This is a genomic window from Pseudonocardia sp. (genome assembly GCF_035305885.1).
Taxonomy (GTDB): Bacteria; Actinomycetota; Actinomycetes; order Mycobacteriales; family Pseudonocardiaceae; genus Pseudonocardia.
In genome coordinates, this window is record NZ_DATGOP010000086.1 from 1 (window position 1) to 19,309 (window position 19,309).

The 19,309-nt window shown below is 75.0% G+C and carries 18 protein-coding genes; 12 read left to right on the plus strand and 6 right to left on the minus strand.

The window, feature by feature from the left end; translation table 11 throughout:
• The 3 genes from VKZ81_RS18095 to VKZ81_RS18105 form a co-directional block, all read right to left on the minus strand.
• Positions 1 to 199: hypothetical protein (locus tag VKZ81_RS18095; RefSeq protein ID WP_324242766.1), on the minus strand; the 199-nt coding region annotated here is incomplete at its 3' end.
• Complete coding sequence (locus VKZ81_RS18100; protein WP_324242767.1) at positions 196 to 942, minus strand: beta-phosphoglucomutase family hydrolase; 747 nt, start codon at positions 940 to 942, stop codon at positions 196 to 198. The genes VKZ81_RS18100 and VKZ81_RS18095, both read right to left, overlap by 4 nt.
• 79 nt (positions 943 to 1,021) lie before the next feature.
• Positions 1,022 to 2,605 carry an ATP-dependent DNA ligase gene (locus VKZ81_RS18105; RefSeq protein ID WP_324242768.1) on the minus strand — a complete coding sequence of 528 codons (1,584 nt, stop codon included), beginning with the start codon at positions 2,603 to 2,605 and terminating at the stop codon, positions 1,022 to 1,024.
• A gap of 63 nt (positions 2,606 to 2,668) precedes the next feature.
• Here VKZ81_RS18105 and VKZ81_RS18110 point away from each other — a divergent pair, with 63 nt between their 5' ends.
• The 3 genes from VKZ81_RS18110 (at position 2,669) to VKZ81_RS18120 (ending at position 7,974) form a co-directional block, all read left to right on the plus strand.
• Positions 2,669 to 5,194 carry a DEAD/DEAH box helicase gene (locus tag VKZ81_RS18110; RefSeq protein ID WP_324242769.1) on the plus strand — a complete coding sequence of 842 codons (2,526 nt, stop codon included), beginning with the start codon at positions 2,669 to 2,671 and terminating at the stop codon, positions 5,192 to 5,194.
• A gap of 182 nt (positions 5,195 to 5,376) precedes the next feature.
• On the plus strand, positions 5,377 to 5,775 hold the full coding sequence (locus VKZ81_RS18115) for a hypothetical protein (protein WP_324242770.1): 399 nt from the start codon (positions 5,377 to 5,379) through the stop codon (positions 5,773 to 5,775).
• 75 nt (positions 5,776 to 5,850) lie between these two features.
• Positions 5,851 to 7,974, plus strand: coding sequence for a putative bifunctional diguanylate cyclase/phosphodiesterase (locus VKZ81_RS18120; RefSeq protein WP_324242771.1), 2,124 nt, complete (start codon positions 5,851 to 5,853; stop codon positions 7,972 to 7,974).
• Positions 7,975 to 8,001: 27 nt separating this feature from the next.
• Here the strand turns inward: VKZ81_RS18120 and VKZ81_RS18125 are convergent, their stop codons facing one another.
• Positions 8,002 to 8,772: a DUF742 domain-containing protein gene (locus VKZ81_RS18125; protein ID WP_324242772.1), complete on the minus strand. Its 771-nt coding sequence runs from the start codon at positions 8,770 to 8,772 to the stop codon at positions 8,002 to 8,004.
• A gap of 158 nt (positions 8,773 to 8,930) precedes the next feature.
• Here VKZ81_RS18125 and VKZ81_RS18130 point away from each other — a divergent pair, with 158 nt between their 5' ends.
• On the plus strand, positions 8,931 to 9,704 hold the full coding sequence (locus VKZ81_RS18130) for an LLM class F420-dependent oxidoreductase (RefSeq protein WP_324242773.1): 774 nt from the start codon (positions 8,931 to 8,933) through the stop codon (positions 9,702 to 9,704).
• Between the two features lie 28 nt (positions 9,705 to 9,732).
• On the opposite strand, the gene VKZ81_RS18135 is transcribed toward VKZ81_RS18130, so the two are convergent.
• Positions 9,733 to 10,842, minus strand: coding sequence for an LLM class flavin-dependent oxidoreductase (locus tag VKZ81_RS18135; protein ID WP_324242774.1), 1,110 nt, complete (start codon positions 10,840 to 10,842; stop codon positions 9,733 to 9,735).
• Between the two features lie 265 nt (positions 10,843 to 11,107).
• Between VKZ81_RS18135 and VKZ81_RS18140 the strand changes: the two genes are divergently transcribed.
• The 8 genes from VKZ81_RS18140 (at position 11,108) to VKZ81_RS18175 (ending at position 18,340) form a co-directional block, all read left to right on the plus strand.
• Complete coding sequence (locus tag VKZ81_RS18140) at positions 11,108 to 13,021, plus strand: FAD/NAD(P)-binding protein (protein WP_324242775.1); 1,914 nt, start codon at positions 11,108 to 11,110, stop codon at positions 13,019 to 13,021.
• Between the two features lie 118 nt (positions 13,022 to 13,139).
• Positions 13,140 to 14,183 carry a glycoside hydrolase family 172 protein gene (locus VKZ81_RS18145; RefSeq protein ID WP_324242776.1) on the plus strand — a complete coding sequence of 348 codons (1,044 nt, stop codon included), beginning with the start codon at positions 13,140 to 13,142 and terminating at the stop codon, positions 14,181 to 14,183.
• Between the two features lie 17 nt (positions 14,184 to 14,200).
• Positions 14,201 to 14,668 carry an NUDIX hydrolase gene (locus VKZ81_RS18150; protein ID WP_324242777.1) on the plus strand — a complete coding sequence of 156 codons (468 nt, stop codon included), beginning with the start codon at positions 14,201 to 14,203 and terminating at the stop codon, positions 14,666 to 14,668.
• A gap of 10 nt (positions 14,669 to 14,678) precedes the next feature.
• Positions 14,679 to 15,584 (plus strand): DUF4126 family protein, encoded by a 906-nt coding sequence (locus VKZ81_RS18155; protein ID WP_324242778.1) that lies wholly within the window; start codon positions 14,679 to 14,681, stop codon positions 15,582 to 15,584.
• Between the two features lie 47 nt (positions 15,585 to 15,631).
• Positions 15,632 to 16,240, plus strand: coding sequence for a sulfite oxidase-like oxidoreductase (locus tag VKZ81_RS18160; RefSeq protein ID WP_324242779.1), 609 nt, complete (start codon positions 15,632 to 15,634; stop codon positions 16,238 to 16,240).
• The gene (locus VKZ81_RS18165; protein WP_324242780.1) at positions 16,240 to 16,965 is read left to right on the plus strand and encodes a ferredoxin reductase; all 726 of its coding nucleotides are present in this window, start codon (positions 16,240 to 16,242) and stop codon (positions 16,963 to 16,965) included. Before VKZ81_RS18160 ends, VKZ81_RS18165 begins: the two co-directional genes overlap by 1 nt.
• A 330-nt stretch (positions 16,966 to 17,295) precedes the next feature.
• Complete coding sequence (locus tag VKZ81_RS18170) at positions 17,296 to 18,036, plus strand: GntR family transcriptional regulator (protein ID WP_324242781.1); 741 nt, start codon at positions 17,296 to 17,298, stop codon at positions 18,034 to 18,036.
• A 148-nt stretch (positions 18,037 to 18,184) separates the two neighbouring features.
• The gene (locus VKZ81_RS18175) at positions 18,185 to 18,340 is read left to right on the plus strand and encodes a hypothetical protein (RefSeq protein WP_324242782.1); all 156 of its coding nucleotides are present in this window, start codon (positions 18,185 to 18,187) and stop codon (positions 18,338 to 18,340) included.
• Positions 18,341 to 18,455: 115 nt separating this feature from the next.
• On the opposite strand, the gene VKZ81_RS18180 is transcribed toward VKZ81_RS18175, so the two are convergent.
• Positions 18,456 to 19,280: a DUF1932 domain-containing protein gene (locus VKZ81_RS18180; protein ID WP_324242783.1), complete on the minus strand. Its 825-nt coding sequence runs from the start codon at positions 19,278 to 19,280 to the stop codon at positions 18,456 to 18,458.
• Positions 19,281 to 19,309 lie beyond the last annotated feature (29 nt).

A 19,309-nucleotide genomic window follows, 5' to 3' on the forward strand; every position in this document is an offset into this window, starting at 1 on the left:
GCCGCCGCTCGTAGAACGAGTTCAGATACGTCCCCGGCATCGCGTGCGGCTCCCCCTCATCGAGGTTGCCCCGCAGCCCGATGTGCCCGTTGGACAGCGCGAACACCGACTCGACCTGACCCATCCGGTCCAGGTCCAACCACGGCTCCCGCACGACCCACGGCTCGACCGCGAAGACGCGGCCTGGATCGGGGCTCATGAGGTGCCCTCCAGCAGCTCGGCGAGGTCGGTGACGACGACGTCGGCGCCGTGCTCCTTCAGCGCCTCGGCCTGCCCGAGCCGGTCGACCCCGACCACGAAGCCGAACCCGCCCGCCCGGCCGGCGGCGACGCCGGCCAGGGCGTCCTCGAACACGACGGCCTCGTCCTTGCCCACCCCGAGGTCCTGGGCGGCGGCGAGGAACGTGTCGGGGGCGGGCTTGCCGGGCAGCCCGCGCTCCTTCGCCGTGATCCCGTCGACGCGGTGGTCGATGAGGTCGGCGAGCCCCGCGACCTCGAGCACCTGCTTCGCGTTCGCCGAGGACGACACGACGGCCGTGGCCAGCCCGGCCTCCTTGACCGCGCGCAGGTAGCGCACCGATCCGGGGTAGACCTCGACCCCGACGGTGACGATCTTCTCCTGGACCAGCGCGTTCTTGCGGGTGGCGAGCGCGTACACGGTCTCGGCGTCCGGGGGGTCGTCCGGGCCGCCCGCGGGCAGCTCGATGCCGCGGGAGCGCAGGAACGAGTCCGTGCCCTCCAGCCGGGGCTTGCCGTCGACGTAGGCGGCGTAGTCGGTGGCGATGTCGAAGGGCCGGAACTCGGTGCCCTCACGTTCGGCGCGGGCCCGCAGGTACTCGTCGAACATCTGCTTCCACGCCGCGGCGTGCACGCTCGCGGTGTCGGTCAGCACGCCGTCGAGGTCGAAGAGGCACGCGCGGGTGCCGTCGGGAAGGCCCAGCATGTGGGCACGGTACCGAGCCCGCGATCACTCGGGGAGCCGGAGCCGGCGACTCGTCCGGCGGATCGCGGCGACCCGGCGGCTACGCGGGCAGCCGGATCGTCCGGGCGGTCGCCGCGCCGCCGGTCACCCGCACCTCGCACCCGCCCTCGACGGGCCGGGCGGCGAGGGTGAGCAGGCCGCCCTCGGGCCGCGGTTCGATGTCGCGCTGCACGACCTCGCGCACCGCGGCGAGGATCTGCATCGGGGTCACCGGGATCGGGTGCAGGGTGGGCTCGACGTCCACCGCCACCTGCAGCCGCCTGCCGAACCGGGCCTGTTCCAGCTGCAGGTACCCGTGCACGGCGGCGAGCTCGTCGCCGAGCGTGCTGCCGCCCACCCGGTCCGCGGCCCGCGACAGGTCGGCGAACCCGATCAGCAGGTCCCGCGCCCGCCCGGGGTCGGTGCGGATCAGCGCGGCGATGGTGTTCAGCGAGTTGTAGACGAAGTGCTGCTCCAGCCGCCGCGTCATCCCCGCCTCCTCGGCGGGCGGCTCTGGCGCCGGCTCCTCCTCGACCGGGGCGGACGGCTCGTCGGCGGCCGCGGGTGGCTCCTCGGGCGCGGGTGGCGCCTGGGGCGCCTCGGCCGGGGCGCTCGGCGGCTGTTCGGCCGCGGGCGCGGGCTCCGGGGGGTTCGCCCACCGGTCGTCGCGGACCTCGGCGGGGTCGACCAGCCCGCGCCAGAACGGGCGGCGCATGCGGCCGCCGCCGATCCAGCCGGAGAACTCGGCGAGGCCCACCAGCTCCGGGCGGGCCCACCGGGCGTGGCGGGCTGCCGCGGGTGGCACCGCGTCGAGGAACGCAGGCGCCTGCTGCTCCCGTTCGGCCAGCGCCTCGGCGAGCCGGCGCCGCTCCCCCAGCGACACCCCGACACGACCCACGTAGTGCAGCGCGCCGGGACGCTCCTGCACCGGCGCGCCGAGCAGGAGTGTGCCCACCGTCTCGGGCCGGTGCGGGTCGGCGGGCGTCCAGCCGCCGACGAGCACCTGCCGGGTGCGGGTGACGGGCACGCGCAGCCAGAACCGCGACCGCCCGCCCGGGTGGTAGCGGCCCCGCAGGTGCCGGGCGTGCAGCCCGTCGGCGCCCTTCTGCTCGGCGATGGCGAGCATCGTGTCGATCTCGGTGGCCGGCAGCGGCGAGGTGGTCCACACCGGCGGGCTGGGGAAACCGAGCCCGTCGAGCAGGGCGCGGCGCTCGGCGTAGGGCAGCTGGGTGGTGCTGTGGCCGTCGAGCCACAGCAGGTCGGCGACCTGGTAGTCGACGGGGATGCGCCGGATCGTGGCCTCGGTCGGGCGGTGGCGGGCGCTGCGGCGGGCGATCAGCCGCGGCCGCACGGCGTGCTCCTCGCCGCGGGCGACGAGCGTGCCGTCGAGGACCATGCCGCCGGGCGGCGAGCGGCGCAGCAGCGGCTCGGCGAGCTCGGGGTAGGCCGACGTCATCGAGTTGTCGGCACCGGAGAGCAGCCGCACCCGCCGCCGCCCCGGCTCCACGTAGGCGATGCAGCGGTGGCCCGTCCACGCCACCTCGACCACCCAGTCGGAACCGCTGGGCGGGTCGCCGGTGACGGTGGCCGGCTGCATCGGTGGGACGAGGGCGGGCACGCCGCTGCGAGTCCCCCGCTCCGTCACGGACTCACCGTAGCCGCCCCTCGACTGCACGTCGCCGGGCACGTGGGGGACGATCGAAGCATCATGACCCTCACCGACCGGCTTCCGCCCACCGCCGACCCCGACGCCCTCGTCGAGGCGTTCACCGACTGGGCGTTCTCCGAGCGCGGCCTGTCGCTCTACCCGGCGCAGGAGGAGGCGCTGCTCGAGCTGGTGACCGGGGGGAACGTGATCCTCTCGACGCCCACCGGGTCGGGGAAGTCCCTCGTCGCGGTCGGCGCGCACGCCGCGGCCCTCGCCCGCGGGGAGCGCACGTTCTACACCGCGCCGATCAAGGCGCTGGTCAGCGAGAAGTTCTTCCAGCTCATCGACGTCTTCGGCGCCGAGAAGGTCGGCATGCTCACCGGGGACGCCGCCGTCAACGAGAAGGCCCCGATCATCTGCTGCACGGCGGAGGTCCTGGCCAACATCGCGCTGCGCTCCGGACCCCGCGCCGACATCGGCTCGGTGGTCATGGACGAGTTCCACTTCTACGCCGACCCGGACCGCGGCTGGGCGTGGCAGGTGCCGCTCATCGAGCTGCCGCAGGCGCAGTTCCTGCTGATGAGCGCCACGCTCGGGGACGTGTCGTTCTTCCGCGACGACCTCACCCGGCGCACCGGCCGCGACACCGCGGTGATCACGTCGGCCGAGCGGCCCGTGCCGCTGCACTTCCGGTACGTCCTCACCCCGCTGCACGAGACGATCGCCGAGCTGCTCGCGGGCGACGAGGCCCCGATCTACGTCGTGCACTTCACCCAGGCCGCGGCCGTCGAGCGGGCGCAGGCGCTGATGAGCGTCAACGTCTCCTCCAGGGAGGACAAGCAGGCCATCGCCGAGCTGATCGGCCGGTTCCGGTTCACCGCGGGCTTCGGCAAGACGCTGTCGCGGCTCGTGCGCCACGGCATCGGCGTGCACCACGCCGGGATGCTCCCCCGCTACCGCAGGCTCGTCGAGACGCTCGCCCAGGCCGGGCTGCTCAAGGTCATCTGCGGCACCGACACCCTCGGCGTGGGGATCAACGTGCCGATCCGCACGGTGCTGTTCACGGCGCTGTCGAAGTTCGACGGCAAGCGCACCCGCCTGCTCAAGGCGCGGGAGTTCCACCAGATCGCGGGCCGAGCGGGCCGCGCGGGGTTCGACACCGTCGGCACGGTCGTCGCCGAGGCGCCCGAGCACGAGGTGGAGAACGCCCGCCTGCTCGCCAAGGCGGGCGACGACCCCAAGAAGCGCCGCCGCGTGGTGCGCAAGCAGCCGCCGGAGGGGTTCGTCGGCTGGTCGCAGACGAGCTTCGAGAAGCTGCAGAAGGCCCAGCCCGAGCCGCTCACCAGCCACTTCCAGGTCACGCACGCGATGCTGCTCAACGTGATCTCCCGCCCGGGCGACGCGTTCGCGGCGATGCGCCACCTGCTGGAGGACAACCACGAGCCGCGGGCCCGCCAGCGCAAGCACATCCTGCGCGCGATCGCGATCTACCGGGCCCTGCGCGCGGCCGGGGTGGTCGAGGAGCTGCCCGAGCCCGACGAGGAGGGCCGCCGCGTCCGGCTCGTCGGCGACCTGCAGCTGGACTTCGCGCTCAACCAGCCGCTGTCGCCGTTCGCGCTGGCCGCGATCGAGCTGCTCGACCGGGACTCGCCCGAGTACGCGATGGACGTGCTGTCGGTGATCGAGGCGACGCTCGACGACCCGCGCCCGGTCCTGCAGGCGCAGGAGAAGAAGGCGCGCGGCGAGGCCGTCGCGGCGATGAAGGCCGAGGGCATCGAGTACGAGGAGCGCATGGCGCTGCTCGAGGACGTCACCTACCCGAAGCCGCTCGACGAGATGCTGCACGCGGCGCTCGAGACCTACCGCCGCGGCCACCCGTGGGTGGCGGACGCGCACCTGTCGCCGAAGTCGGTGGCACGCGACATGTACGAGAAGTCGATGACGTTCGTCGAGTACATCGGGCACTACGGCCTCGCCCGCTCGGAGGGCCTCGTGCTGCGCTACCTCGCCGACGCCTACCGCGCGTTGCGCCAGACCGTCCCGGACGAGGCCAAGACCGAGGAGCTCGTCGACGTCGAGGAGTGGCTCGGCGAGCTGGTGCGCCAGACCGACTCCAGCCTGCTCGACGAGTGGTCCGCGCTCGCCGCCGGCGCGGGTGCGGGCGAGGAGCCCGAGCCGGAGGCGCTCGACGAGACCCCCACCGCGGTCACCGAGAACAAGCGCGCCTTCCGCGTGCTGGTCCGCAACGCGATGTTCCGCCGGGTCGAGCTCGCCGCCCTGCACCGGTTCGACGAGCTGGGCGAGCTCGACGCCGAGGCGGGTTGGGACGCCGAGGCCTGGCGCACGGCGCTCGAGCCGTTCTTCGCCGAGTACGGCGACGACGGCATCGGCACCGGGCCCGACGCCCGCGGACCCCAGCTGTTCTCCGTGGTCGAGGAGCCGGAGCGCTGGATCGTCCGGCAGGTGCTCGACGACCCGGAGGGCCATCGCGACTGGGCCATCACCGCGGAGATCGACCTGGCCGGCTCCGACGAGGTCGGCGAGCCCGTCGTCTGGGTCACCGCCGTCGCGCCGTTCGGCGCCTGACCCCGCTCCCCGACGCCTGCCTCCCCGCGCCCGCCCCGGCGCTTCAGGAATGTGGCTTTCCTGAAGCGCAGCGTCATGAATGTGGCTTTCCTGACGGCGGCCTGACGCCCGGGCCGCCGTCGGGGCGGGCTCGGCCGCGACACGCCGTCCATGATCGGTTGACGATTCGTAAGCGTCAATGAATGATTGACGGTGTGAACTACGAGGAAGCGGTGCGTTGGCTCGACCGGGTGGACCCGGTGGTCGCACGGCCCGACCGGTCGATCACCGCGCGGCTGGACCGGCTCAAGGAGCTGTCCAAGGACGGCGGGCTCACCCGCGACGCCGCGGCCGCGTGGTACGCGCTCGTCGGGGAGATGCGCAGGCTCGCCGACTACTACGAGCGCGACCTCATCCGCAGGCTCCGCGCCGACGGGCTCACCTGGGCGCAGGTCGCCGACGCGGTGCAGGCGCAGCTGTCGAGCCGGCAGGCCGCCCAGGCGAAGTGGAAGCGGCTGCTCGACCCCGGCCGCCGCACCACCACCGGCAACATGCGCCGGGGCGGCCGGCGCAAGCAGACCTCAACCGATCCCCGGCCGTGAACGGCGCGGAGCGGTAGGCTCCGCGCCAAGATCGCCCAGTTCCGGGGCGGTCCTTGACGAGCGGGAGCGCGGGCCATGGGCGAGGAAGCGCGGGCGCTCGGCGCCGCGTGGGCCGCCGCCGTGCAGGCGGCGGGCTTCGTGCCGCTCCCGCGTCCGGCGCTGCACGCCGCGCTCGTCGACCGGGCCGAGCGGATGCTCCACGCCGCCTCCGCGGACGGCGACCCGGCCACCGCGCGGGCCGTCGGGCGCTGGCTGGTCGACACCCACTTCACCAACCCGGCCGCGCTGGAACGCACGATCGGCGTCCTCGGCCCGGCGCTGGCGCGCATCGACCCCGACCGCGGGGCCACCGCGCTCGCCGCGCTCGCCGCCGGGTACTCCGCCGCGCTGCAGGAGCGCACGCGCGCCGAGCAGGAACGGATCACCACGGCCGCGTTCGCCGCCCGCGCCGCCGCCGAGCAGGCGCGCTGGGCGAGCGAGGCCCGCTTCGGCGCGCTCTTCGCCGACGCGGCCATCGGCATCGCGATCGCCACCGCCGACGGCGAGATCGTGGAGGTCAACCGCGCGCTCTGCGAGATGTTCGGCCGCGCGCCCGGCGACATCCTGCACCGCGACATGCACGAGTACGTCTCGGAGGACGACGGCGAGCTGCTGCAGGTGGTGCGCGCGATGCAGTCGGGCGAGCGCGAGCACGCCCGGCTCGAACGGCCCTTCCCGCACGCCGACGGCACCACGATCTGGACCGAGCTCGTCCTGTCGCTGGTCCGCGCGCCCGACGGGGCACCCCGCTTCGTCGTCGCCATGGTCGCCGACGACACCGAGCGCCACCGGCTCGAGACCTCCCTGCGCCACCAGGCCCTGCACGACCCGCTGACCGGCCTGCCCAACCGGACCCTGTTCTTCGAGCGGCTCGAGGCCGCGCTCGACGCCGGCAGGCGGGTCGGCGTCTGCTACCTCGACCTCGACGACCTCAAGGCGGTCAACGACACCCTCGGCCACGAGGTCGGCGACCAGGTGCTGCAGGCCGTGGCGCACCGGCTCGCCACCGAGATCGGCGAGGACAGCGGCGTCGGCGCGGGGCGGAGCCTGGTCGCCCGGATGGCGGGCGACGAGTTCGTGGTCCTCGTCGAGGGGCCCGAGGCCGAGCCGCTGCGCGTGGCCGAGCGGGCCCTCGACGTCGTGCGGCGCCCGGTCGTGTCCGGCCCGCACCGCATCGTGGTGTCGGCGAGCATCGGCGTCGTCGAGCGCGCCGACAGCGGGTCGGGCAAGGGCGAGCTGGTCGGGGCCGCCGACCTCATGCGCGCGGCCGACACCACCCTCCAGTGGGCCAAGCAGGACGGGCGCAACCGGGTCGCGGAGTTCGACGCCGAGCGCCACCGGGCCGCCGTGGCCCGCTTCGAGCTGTCGGCCCGCCTCCCGGAGGCGCTCGACGCCGGCGAGTTCGTGGTGGAGTACCAGCCGCTCGTACGCCTGTCCGACCAGCGGCTGGTCGGGGTGGAGGCGCTGGTGCGCTGGCAGCCGCCCGGCGGCGACCGCATCGGTCCGGACGCCTTCATCCCGGTCGCGGAGGAGACCGGGCTGATCGTGCCGCTCGGGCGCTGGGTGCTCGGCGAGGCCTGCCGGCAGGCCGCCCGCTGGCGCGACGAGAACCCGGACACCCAGCTTTTCGTCAGCGTCAACGTGGCGGCCCGCCAGGTCCGCGAGCCCGGCATCGTCGCCGACGTCACGCGCATCCTCGCCGAGTCCGGCTGGCCGGCGCACGCGCTGCAGCTGGAGCTCACCGAGGGCGACCTCATGGGCACCACCGGGGAGCCGCTCGACGCGCTGCGCGACCTCGCCGCGATCGGCGTGCGCATCGCGATCGACGACTTCGGCACCGGCTACTCGAACCTCGCCTACCTGCGCACGCTGCCCGTGCACGCGCTCAAGCTCGCCGGGCCGTTCCTCACGCGACCGTTCTGCACCGGCGGGGACCAGGAGGACGACTGCGACGAGACCGACCTCGAGGTGCTCGAGCTGCTCATCGAGCTCGCCCACACGCTCGGGCTGTCGGTCACCGCCGAGGTCGTGGAGACCGAGGCCCAACTGGAGCGGCTGCGCAAGCTCGGCTGCGACACGGGGCAGGGCTGGTACTTCGCCCCGCCCGTGCCCCCGTCGGCCGTGCCCCCCATGCTCCGCGGGCCGCTCGGACCGGCCTGATCGTCCCGCCGCCTGATCGTCCCGCCGTCAGAGGCGCTTGAGGCCGCTCAGGACGCGGCGCATCAGCTCCAGGTCGGGCCCCTCGACGCCGGTGCTGCGGTGGACGGCCACGCTGCCCCCGGCCGCGAGGTCGCCGACGAGCACCCGCGCCACCCCGAGCGGCACGCCGACGTGGGCGGCGATCTCCGCCACCGAGCGCGGCTCCTGGCACAGCCCCAGCACGGCGTGGTGCTCGCCGGTGAGGCCGGCCGGCGCCGCGTGCGGGACCGCGGACACGAGCGTCTCGATCGACAGCTCGTAGGCCGCGCGCGTGCGGCCGCGGGTGAACACGTACGGGCGCACGAACGCCGACCCGCCCGCGACCGGCTCGTCCTCGGCCGGCTCCTCCTGCGGCGCGGGCCGCGGGACCGGCGAGGGCGCCGGTCGCGGCGTGGGCCTGGGCGGGGGCGGCGGGGCCTCCGGGCGGGAGGCCGCGGGGTCCGGGCGGCGTTTGCGCCTGCGGGCGCCGCCGAAGCGGGCCCCGGTCAGCCCGACCACGGGCCCGTCCGGCTCCTCGGCCGCCGGTCGGTCGTCCGCCGGCGCGGGCTCCGCCGCGGGGGCGCCGTGCTGGCGCGCTCCGGCGTGGTGGGCCGGTGGGTCGGCCGCCGGCACGACCGGGAGGGCGGCGGTGTCGGCCTCCGCCTCCTTCTTCTGCCTGGCCGCGCGCTTGCGCCGCTGCGCGCCGCCGAACCGAGCGCCTGTGGTGCCGATCGCGGGCCACGACTCGTCGTCGTCCGCGGGATCGTGCACGGTGTCCACTTCGTGGCCTCCCCCGTTGCTCCGAAGTGGGTCAACCATGTCGACAACGCGTTACGATCACGTTACCCAGCCGTTCCGCCGCCATGACGTTTGGTGATCATCTGATCACGTGCAGTGAGTGACGGCGCCGCCCGCGTGGCGGTGGGACGATCAACGGCATGACGCATCCCATCCGGATCGGTGTCCAGCTGCAGCCTCAGCACGCCGATTACGCGCAGATCCGCGCCGCCGTCGCCGAGGCCGAGGCCGCCGGGGTCGACATCGTGTTCAACTGGGACCACTTCTTCCCGCTGTCCGGCGACCCCGACGGCAAGCACTTCGAGTGCTGGACGATGCTCGGCGCGTGGGCCGAGTCCACGACCCGGGTCGAGTTCGGCGCCCTGGTGAGCTGCAACAGCTACCGCAACCCCGATCTGCTCGCCGACATGGCCCGCACCGTCGACCACATCTCCGGCGGTCGGCTCGTCCTCGGCATCGGCGCGGGCTGGTTCCAGCGCGACTACGACGAGTACGGCTACGAGTTCGGCACCGCCGGCCGCCGGTTGGCCGACCTCGCGCAGGCGCTCCCCCGCATCCGGGCCCGCTGGGCCAGGCTCAACCCCGCCCCCACCCGCGACATCCCCGTGCTGATCGGCGGCGGCGGGGAGCGCAAGACGCTGCGCTACACCGCCGAGCACGCCACCATCTGGCACAGCTTCGGCAACGTCGAGGTGTTCCGGCGCAAGTCGGAGATCCTCGACCGTCACTGCGCCGACGTCGGCCGCGACCCGGGTGAGATCGAACGCTCCGTCGGCGTGTCCCGGCCGCCGCAGGAGGTCGCCGACGACCTCGTCGCGGCGGGGGCGAGCCTGTTCACGATCGGCGTGAGCGGCCCGGACTACGACCTCGGCCTGGTCAAGGAGTGGGTCGCCTGGCGCGACGCCAGGAGCTGACGCGCGCCCGGGCGCGGCGTCGGTGCTCCTAGGCGGGCACCGACGCCCGCTGCTCGGCGTCCCGCTTGGCCACCTCGGCGCGCACCAGCGGGATGACCTCCCGCCCGAACTCCTTGGCGTCCTCCAGCAGGTCGTAGCCGCGCGCCGAGAGGATCCGCACGCCCAGGTCGTAGTAGTCCATCAGCGCGGCCGCCACGGTCTCCGGGGTGCCGACGAGCGCCGTGGAGTTGCCCGCGCCGCCGGTCACCTTCGCCGTGACCGTCCACAGCGCACGGTCGTGCCGCTCCCCCTGCTCGGCGATCGCGAGCAGCCGCTGCGAGCCCGCGTTCTCCGGGTCGGTGAGCTTGTGCCTGCGGGTGAGCTGCACGCCGCCCTTCGTCCGCTCCTGGATGCGGGCCACGGTGGCGTAGGCCTTCTCCCACGCCTCCTCCTCGGTGCGGCCGAGGATCGGGCGGAACGCCACCTGGAACGTCGGCGCGGGCCGCCCGGCCGCCGCGGCGAGCTCGGTGATCGTGCGGATCTGCTCGGCCGTGCCCGCGAGCGGCTCGCCCCACAGGGCGTAGATGTCGGCCTCCTCCGCGCCGACCCGGTACGCCGCCTGCGACGACCCGCCGAACGAGATCCGCGGTCGCGGCTTCTGCAGCGGCTCGACGTCGAGGACGAAATCGGTGAACCGGTAGTGCTCGCCGTGGAAGTCGAACGGCTCGCGCTCCGTCCACGCCTTCTTGAGGATCTGGATGGCCTCGCGCGTGCGGTCGTAGCGGCGGTCCTTGGGCAGTGTGTCGCCCTCGCGCTGCTGCTCGTGGTCGTTGCCGCCGGTGATCACGTGGATGGTGGTGCGGCCGCCGCTGATGGCGTCCAGGGTGGCGATGGTCTTCGCCGCGAACGTCGGGTAGGACACGTTCGGGCGGTGCGCCACGAGCAGCTGCAGCCGCTCGGTGCGGCACGCGATCAGCGCGGCCGCCTGCGCCGGGTCGGGGCTGCCGCTGCCGTACGCGGTGAGGACGCGGTCCCAGCCGTACTCCTCGTGGGCGCGGGCCAGCGCGACGGTGAACTCGGGGTCGAAGGCGGGGCCGGACCGCGGGCGCGTCTCGGTGCCGTCGTTGGTGGCCCCCATGCCGAGGAACTCCACGGGCATGTCGTGCTCCTTGCCGGTGCTGCGGGTGGGCGGGCTGCTGCGTGATCCGGGGCGTCAGGAGCCCGGACACGCCGCCGACCACACCCGACCGAGGTCGACGTGCCGTCGACACACCAGCGGAACGCGGATGGCCACGACCCCACTCCAGCACCCGGGATGCCGGCCGTCAACGGCCTGCGCACTGGTCGCCGCCGCGATCCCGACCTAGAGTCGAGGCGTCGGCGCGACGCGGCGCGAGCCCCCGACCCCCTGCGGAGGACCCGCCTTGAGCTCTGCGATCGCGATCGTCGGCGCGGGCCCGCGCGGCGTCGGGATCCTGGAGCGGCTGGCCGCGAGCGCCCCCGAGCTCGGCCCCGACGGCCTCGACGTGCACCTCGTCGACCCCTTCCCGCCCGGCCCCGGCCGGATCTGGCGCCACGAGCAGTCCCCCCTGCTCGCGATGAACTCGATGGCCGCCGACGTCACGATGTTCACCGACGAGACCGTCGTGTGCGAGGGGCCGATCGCGCCGGGCCCGTCGTTCTGGGACTGGGCGAGAACGCTGCGGGAAAGCGGCGACCCCGACGGCGTTCTCGGCCCCGAGCTCGCCACCGAGCTGCGGCGGGTCACCGCGTCGACGTTCCCCACCCGCAGGCTGCAGAGCGCCTACCTGTCCTGGGTGCTGCGCGAGGTCGTCGCCGGGCTCCCGCCCGGGATGCGCGCGCACCTGCACCGCACGCGCGCCGTCGACCTCACCGAGGACGGCGAGGCCCAGCTCGTCCGGCTGGAGAACGGCCGCGTGCTGCGCGTCGACGCCGTGGTGCTCGCCTCCGGCCACCTCGACGCCCTGCCCACCGACGACGAGCGCGCGCTCGCCGCCCGCGCCGCCGAGGAAGGCCTCGTCTACCTCCCGCCCGAGCAGACCACCGACTCGGACCTGTCGGTGCTCGCGCCGGGCGACACGGTGCTCGTCCGCGGCCTGGGGCTCGCGTTCATCGACCTGCTCGTGCTGCTCTACGAAGGGCGGGGCGGGCGGTTCGAACGCGACGGCCAGGAGCTGCGCTACGTGCCGTCCGGGGCGGAGCCGCGCCTCGTCGCCGGCTCCCCGCGGGGCATGCCCTACCACTGCAAGCCCCACTACGACCTGCGCGCGGGGCGCCCGCCGCTGCCCCGGTTCCTCGGGCCGGCCGCCGTCGACGCGCTGATCGCCTCCGGCGGCCCGGTCGAGCTGCGCACCCAGGTGTGGCCGCTCATGGCGAAGGAGATCGCCTGGGGCTGGTACCACGAGCTGTTCTGCGGCCACCCCGACCGCGTTCGACTGCCGTGGCCGCGGTTCGCCGACCGGTTCGCCGCGCTCGACTGGGGCTCGGACGCGATGACCGAGCTCATCGCCGACGCCGTGCCGGACCCGGTGGACCGCATCGACTTCGCCGCCCTGGACGCGCCGCTCGCCGGGGTCCGCGCCCCCGACCTGGCCGCCCTGCAGCCGCTCGTGCGCGACCGGATCAGCGAGGACCTGCGCCAGCACACCGACCCGGCCCACACCCCGCACCTCGGGGCGTTCGTCGCGATGCTGTCGGTGTACTCCGACGTCACCCGCCTCGCCGGCTCCGGCGTGCTGTCGCCCCGCTCGCGCGCGGTCGACCTGGGCCGGTGGCAGAGCTTCTTCAACGGGGTCGCGAGCGGCCCACCGGGGTTCCGGGTGCGCGAGCTGCTCGCGCTCTCCCGCGCGGGGTACCTCGACTTCCTCGGCGCCGGGATGCGGGTCGACATCGCCGACGGTGGCCCCGGCGGCACCGCGTTCCACGCCACCAGCGCGAGCCTGCCGGACGCCCCGCCGGTCACCGCGCGGGTGCTCGTGGACGCGCGGCTGCCCGAGCCCAGCGTGTCCCGCAGCACCGACCCGTTGATCGCGGCCCTGCACGCCCGCGGCGCGGTCAGCGAGGAGGTCCTGCGCGACACCGACGGCACGCTGCTGCGCAACACCGGGCTCGTCCGTGTCCGGCCCGCCGACGGGGCCCTGATCGACGCCGCGGGGCGGGTGCACCCGCGGCGGTTCGCCGTCGGCCCGCACACCACGGTGAAGGTGGCCGGCGCGTTCACCCGGCCGGGCATGAACTCCCAGAGCCTGCGCTACAACGACGCCGTCGCCCGCGCGGTGCTGCGCAGCATCTCCGGCGCGGACGCCGCGGCGGCCTAGCCCCCGCAGCCGGGCCCGTCGACCGCCGTCGATCACTATCGTGCGATCGACACCGACGTCCGGAGGCACGATGGCCCAGCCGATCTCCCCACACCCGCAGCCGGCGGTGCACCCGCAGATGGCACTGCTGAGCGACGCGGTCACCCGCTCGATCAGCCCGGAGAACCCGACCGGTGCCCCGGGCGCGGGCGGCGGCGCCACCGAGGGCACCGGCGCCACCGCGGCGCGCGAGCTCGGCCGCGGCTGGAAGGTCTCGCCATCCATCGAGGTCCCGGCGGGCACCACCGCCCGCCTCGCCGAGATCGACGGGCCGGGCACGGTGCAGCACATCTGGATCACCGTGCACCCGTCGCACTGGCGCAGCCTGCTGCTGCGCATGCACTGGGACGGCGACGACGAACCGGCCGTCGAGGTGCCGCTCGGCGATTTCTTCGGCCAGGGGTGGGGCGAGTTCGCCCAGCTGTCGTCGCAGGTCGTCGCGGTCAACCCGCACGGGGGGCTCAACTGCTACTGGCAGATGCCGTTCCGCACGGGCGCGCGCATCACGCTGGAGAACCTCGGGGCGGACCCGGCGATCGTGTACTTCCAGATCACCTACGCGCTGGGCGGGGTGCCGCGGGAGGCGGCCTACCTGCACGCCCAGTGGCGCCGCGACAACCCGCTGCGCAAGGGCGACACGCACGTGCTCGTCGAGGGCGTCACCGGGCGGGGCCACTACGTCGGCACCTACCTCGCGTGGGCCCCGAACTCGAGCGGCTGGTGGGGCGAGGGCGAGGTGAAGTTCTACCTCGACGGCGACGAGGAGCTCCCGACGATCTGCGGCACCGGCACCGAGGACTACTTCGGCGGGGCGTGGAACTTCGACGTCCCCGGCCAGGGCTACACCGCCTACAGCACCCCCTACCTGGGCCTGCACCAGATCCTGCGCCCCGACGGCTGCTACCGCAGCCAGCAGCGGTTCGGCATGTACCGCTGGCACCTGCCCGACCCGATCCGGTTCGAGCGCGCGCTCCGCGTGGACGTCCAGGCGCTCGGCTGGCGTTCCGGCCACCGCTACCTGCAGCTGCAGGACGACATCGCCTCCGTGGCCTGGTTCTACCTCGACCGCACCTCCACCCACCGCCCGCCCACGCCGGACGCCGACCACCTCGAGGTCTGCTGACCTGCCACACTGGCCCGGTGGCGGCGACGCGGAGCGCGGGAGTGGTGCTGCACCGGCCGGGCCCGGAGGGCACCGAGGTCCTGCTCGGGCACATGGGCGGGCCGTTCTGGGCGCGCAAGGACGAGGGCGCGTGGTCGATCCCCAAGGGCGAGCACGGCCCCGAGGAGGACCCGCGGGACGCCGCGGCCCGCGAGTTCGCCGAGGAGCTGGGCGTCCCGCTGCCGGAGGGGCCCCTGGTCGAGCTCGGCGAGGTGCGCCTGTCGGGCGGCAAGCGGATCACCGCGTTCGCCCTCGCCGCCGACCTCGACGTCGACGAGATCGAACCCGGCACGTTCACCATGGAGTGGCCGCCGCGGTCGGGGCGGGTGCAGGAGTTCCCCGAGATCGACCGCGCCGCGTGGTTCGACCTCGACACCGCCCGCCGCAAGATCACCAAGGGCCAGCTGCCGCTGCTCGACCGGTTGCCGGCGCTGCTCGCCGGGTAGCGGAGGACGCATGGCATCCCTCTTCTCCGGACTCCTGCGCGGCGGCGCCGCCGGCGCCGCGGGCACGGGCGCGTACCTCGCCGCCGGCTACCTCGACGGCTCGGCCGCACGGCCGCGCGGGCGCACGGAGCTGCTCACGACCGGCGCCGCCGGGCTCGGCGTGGGCGCGCTCGCCGGCGTGCTGCGGGCCGCGGGCATCCGCCCGCCCGGCCTCGTGAGCGGCCCGCTGCTCGGCCTCACCGCCGTCGCCGCGAGCGCCGGACCGTCGGCCGCGCTGCGGGCCGTCGACCCGCGCCGCGGCGGCCGGGACCGGCTCGCCGCGCTCGTCCCGGCGCTGGTGTACGGGTTCACCACGCACTCCACCCTCGTGACGGTGTCGCGGGTCGCAGAGGGTCGCGAGGACGTCCCGCAGGCCAGCGCCGCCGCGCTGGGGCGGGCCGCCGCGCTCGGCGCCGCCAGCGGGTCGCGCAGCGCCACCGGCCTCGCCGCCGTCGCGCTCACCTCCCGACCGGACGACGCCGGGACGCTGGCGTCCCGGCTCGGCGGCCGCACCGCCACCGCGCTGTCGAGCCTGGCCGCCGCGGGCGAGCTGGTCGCCGACAAGCTGCCGAACGTGCCGAGCCGCCTCGCGCCGCTCGGGCTGGTCCCCCGGGTGGCCGCGGGTGCGGCGTCCGCGGTGGCGGTCGCCCGGCGCGACGGGCACGACCCGACGCTGCCCGGGCTCGTCGGCGCGGCCGTCGCGATCGGCACCGCCGTGCTCGGCGTGCGGCTGCGCGCGGCCGCGCAGCGGCGGTTCGGGTCGGACCGACCCGGCGCGATCGCCGAGGACCTCCTCGCCGCCGCGCTCGGCTGGCTCGGCGCCCGCCGCCGCGTCGCCCTGCCGCCCGAGACGACCGCGCGGGCGCTCGCCCGCTGACCGCCGATCACCGGAAGTGAACCGACGCCTCGGAGGTTGAGAAGGACATGGCTGGTATCACCCGAGGCTTCGTCGGCAAGCGCCGAGAACGCGACCCGCGGCTGCCCCCGGGGCAGTACGACGCGCGGGACGAGTGGCCGGTGCTGCACGCCGAGGCCACCCCGCACATCCCCACCGACCGGTGGACGTTCACCATCGAAGGGCTCGTCGAGAACACCGTCACCTGGAACTGGGACGAGATCCACGCGCTCCCCCGGTCCCGCTACGAGGGCGACATCCACTGCGTCACCACGTGGTCCAAGCTCGGCATGACCTTCGACGGGGTCTCGGTCGACACGCTGCTCGCCGCCGCGCGGCCGCTGCCGTCGGCCACCCACGCGATGGCGGTGTCGCACACCGGCTACACCACCAACCTGCCGCTCGACGACCTCACCGGCGGCAAGGCGTGGGTCGTCTGGGCAGCCGACGGCAAGCCGCTCGACACCATCCACGGCGGGCCCGCCCGGCTGCTGGTGCCGCACCTGTACTTCTGGAAGAGCGCGAAGTGGGTGGCGGGCCTGCGCCTGATGGACCACGACGAACCGGGCTTCTGGGAACGCAACGGCTACCACGACCGCGGCGACCCCTGGGCCGAGCAGCGCTACCAGGGCGACTGATGACGCTCACCCCCGGCGGCACCACCCACCGCCGCACCCTGCGCTGGCAGACCGCGAAGGTCGTCTCGGTGCGCGACGAGACCCCGCGCGCCCGCACCTTCCGGCTCGCCCTCCCCGAACCGCGGCCCCACCTGCCCGGCCAGTACTACGTCGTGCGGCTGACCGCCCCCGACGGCTACACGGCGCAGCGCGACTACTCCGTCGCATCCGCCCCGGACGACAGCGGCGAGATCGAGCTGACCGTCGAGCGGCTCGACGACGGCGAGGTCTCGGAGTTCCTGCACGAGGTCGTGGTGCCCGGCGACGAGCTGGAGGTGCGCGGCCCGATCGGCGCCTTCGGCTGGGACGGCAGCGGGCCCGCGCTGCTCGTCGGCGGCGGGTCCGGCGTGGTCCCGCTGATGGCGATCCTGCGCCACGCGCGCCGGCTGGGCCGCTCCGAGCTCGTGCGGTTGCTCGTCTCCGTGCGCTCGCCGGAGGACCTCTACTACGCCGACGAGCTGCCCGGCCCCGAGACGACCGTCATCTACACGCGGCAGGCACCGCCGGGCACGCAGCGGCCCACGGGGCGCCTCACGGTCGCCGACGTCGCGCCGCTCGTGCGCGGCGACGAGACGGCGTACGTGTGCGGCTCGGCCGGCTTCGCCGAGACCGCCACGGCCGCGCTGCTCGAGGCGGGCGTGCCCGCCGAGCGCATCCGCGTCGAGCGCTTCGGCCCGTCGGGCTGACCGGCCAGGAGTTGGCCACCTCGACCACCTCGGCCTGCCGGCGCAGCCACGACCGGTAGGCGGCCACGGCGCGGGCGCGGCCGCCGCCCGTGCGCCGGTGGTCGAAGGGTTGCCCCAGCGGGTCGGGCGGCCGGCGTAGCGCGCCCTCCGGCTCGTGCCGGCCGGGCCGCCGCGCCTGCCGGTGAACACGCCTGCACAGGGTCCCCGTGATCAGTCCCCCGCGATCACCGTCGGTCGTGCGCATCCGGCGTCCACGGGCGCACGTAGCCGAGTTGTTGCGCAGATCGTTAGGTTGTCAGGACGAAGGGCGACCCCTGACAGGAGGCTGCGATGCCCGACCGCCCGCAGGTCCTCGTGGACCGTGCCAGTCCGGTGCCGCTGTACTTCCAGGTGGCCCGCCAGCTCGAGCAGGCGATCGAGTCGGGTGAGCTGCCGCCGGGTGCGCGGCTGGACAACGAGATCGCGCTGGCCGAGGAGCTCGGCCTGTCGCGGCCGACCATGCGGCAGGCGATCCAGTACCTGGTGGACAAGGGGCTGCTCGTGCGCAAGCGGGGCGTGGGCACCCACGTCGCGCGGGCAAGGGTCCGCCGCCCGGTGGGCCTCACCAGCCTGTTCGACGACCTCGCGAGCTCCGGTCAGCGCCCGAGCACCACCGTGCTGTCGTTCACCGTCGAGCCGGCGTCCGGCGTGGTGGCCGAGTCGCTCGAGGTGCCGGAGGGCACGTCCGTGATCACCGTGGAGCGGCTGCGCCGCGCGGGCGGCGAGCCGCTCGCGATCATGCGCAACCACCTGCGCGCCGACCTCGTGCCGCTGCAACCGGAGTCCCTCGAGCGGCGCGGCCTCTACGAGCTGCTCCGCGAGGCCGGGGTGGCGCTCGCGTCCGCCACCCAGAGCATCGGCGCCCGCCGCGCCACGGCCACCGAGGCCGAGCTCCTCGAGGAACCGCGGGGCGCGCCGCTGCTCACGATGCGCCGCACCGCCTTCGACGACCGCGGGCTCGTGGTCGAGTTCGGCGATCACCTCTACCGCGCGTCGCGCTACTCGTTCGAGGTGGCGCTCACCGGACGCTGACCCGGCCGTGCCCGATACGCCGCTCCGGGGGATCGCGGCGGCCACGGTGCGTGGCGGGACCACTCGATTCCTCCGACTGCAGAACCCCTTCGGGTGGATTTCACCCGCTTCCCGCGACGAACCCGGCGTGACAGGACAAGCTGTGCCCATGCGACGCACGCTTCTGGCAGCAACAGCCCTGGTCAGCCTCGTGATCGGCGCGGTGCTGGCGCTGCTCGCGCCGGCCGCCGTCGCCGGCGAGTCCGGCAGCGCACCCGGCAACCGGGGCTGGGTCGCCGGCAGCTACTCGAGCGCCGACGACTGACCACCGGCCACAACCCCATATCGACCGACCGTCCGACGACGCCGACCCGGGGCCACCCGGCCCCGCGCAGACCGCCGCCGCTCCCACCCCCTCCGGTGCGGCGGCGGTCCGCTTTTCAAGCCCCGTGCCCCCGGCTCCCGCCCGCCATCCGCCGGTACACCTCGGCGGCGGCGCGGGAGAACCCGTCCGGCACGCCGACCGCGGCGAGCGCGGCGGCCGCCTCGTCCATCTCCCCCGCCCAGCGCCACGCCTTGGCCGCCGCGCGGGCCTGCAACGCCGCCACCTGCTCGGCCAGGTCGACCCCGTCGCGGGACAGCTGCTCGCCGAGCGCGTCCCGCACGCCGTAGGCGTCGGCCGCGTCGGACAGCGCGCCCCACACCGCGGGGAGGGCCTTGGTCTGCAGCGCGTAGCAGGCCTTGAGCGCACTGGCCGGGCCGAGGTCGCCCCCGAGCACCTTGGCCGTGAACGGGGAGCCGTCGAACAGGTCGGCCACCGCAGGCGCCTCCCGCCCGGACAGCCACAGCACCGTGCGGCCCCGCTCGTACGCGGGGCGCCCGATCACGGCCCCGTCGACCACGCGGTGCTCGCCCAGCAGCCGGCCGATCTCCTGCACGGTGGCCGGGGCGACGGCGTTCGCGTCGACGTACAGGGGCGGGTCGGCGCGGCCGGCCAGGGCGGCCGCGACCTGCTCGGCGACCTCGAGCGCCGCGTGCGGCGGGCAGATCGAGACGATGACGTGCGCGCGCCGGGCCAGCTCGGCCACGTCCGGCACGGCGACGAGGTCGGCGATCTCGGCGCGTTTCGAGGTGGCGTGGCTGCGGCCGGCGGCCGCCCAGATCACGGTGCCCGCGCGCGGCTTCAGCGCCGAGCCGAGCGCGGCACCCATGGCGCCGGGGTGCAGGATCCCGACGACCGGGCGGTTCGGGAGAGGTGAGTCCACACCGGCATCATCGCGCCCGCGCGGGCCGG

What these genes read in the sequence shown, in the direction of transcription:
- VKZ81_RS18170 (WP_324242781.1), top strand. Translation starts at nt 17,296, where the DNA reads ATGCCCGACCGCCCGCAGGTCCTCGTGGACCGTGCCAGTCCGGTGCCG.
- VKZ81_RS18145 (WP_324242776.1), top strand. Translation starts at nt 13,140, where the DNA reads ATGGCACTGCTGAGCGACGCGGTCACCCGCTCGATCAGCCCGGAGAAC.
- VKZ81_RS18120 (WP_324242771.1), top strand. Translation starts at nt 5,851, where the DNA reads ATGGGCGAGGAAGCGCGGGCGCTCGGCGCCGCGTGGGCCGCCGCCGTG.
- VKZ81_RS18175 (WP_324242782.1), top strand. Translation starts at nt 18,185, where the DNA reads ATGCGACGCACGCTTCTGGCAGCAACAGCCCTGGTCAGCCTCGTGATC.
- VKZ81_RS18165 (WP_324242780.1), top strand. Translation starts at nt 16,240, where the DNA reads ATGACGCTCACCCCCGGCGGCACCACCCACCGCCGCACCCTGCGCTGG.
- VKZ81_RS18135 (WP_324242774.1), bottom strand. Translation starts at nt 10,842, where the DNA reads ATGCCCGTGGAGTTCCTCGGCATGGGGGCCACCAACGACGGCACCGAG.
- VKZ81_RS18110 (WP_324242769.1), top strand. Translation starts at nt 2,669, where the DNA reads ATGACCCTCACCGACCGGCTTCCGCCCACCGCCGACCCCGACGCCCTC.
- VKZ81_RS18130 (WP_324242773.1), top strand. Translation starts at nt 8,931, where the DNA reads ATGACGCATCCCATCCGGATCGGTGTCCAGCTGCAGCCTCAGCACGCC.
- VKZ81_RS18155 (WP_324242778.1), top strand. Translation starts at nt 14,679, where the DNA reads ATGGCATCCCTCTTCTCCGGACTCCTGCGCGGCGGCGCCGCCGGCGCC.
- VKZ81_RS18160 (WP_324242779.1), top strand. Translation starts at nt 15,632, where the DNA reads ATGGCTGGTATCACCCGAGGCTTCGTCGGCAAGCGCCGAGAACGCGAC.
- VKZ81_RS18115 (WP_324242770.1), top strand. Translation starts at nt 5,377, where the DNA reads ATGATTGACGGTGTGAACTACGAGGAAGCGGTGCGTTGGCTCGACCGG.
- VKZ81_RS18100 (WP_324242767.1), bottom strand. Translation starts at nt 942, where the DNA reads ATGCTGGGCCTTCCCGACGGCACCCGCGCGTGCCTCTTCGACCTCGAC.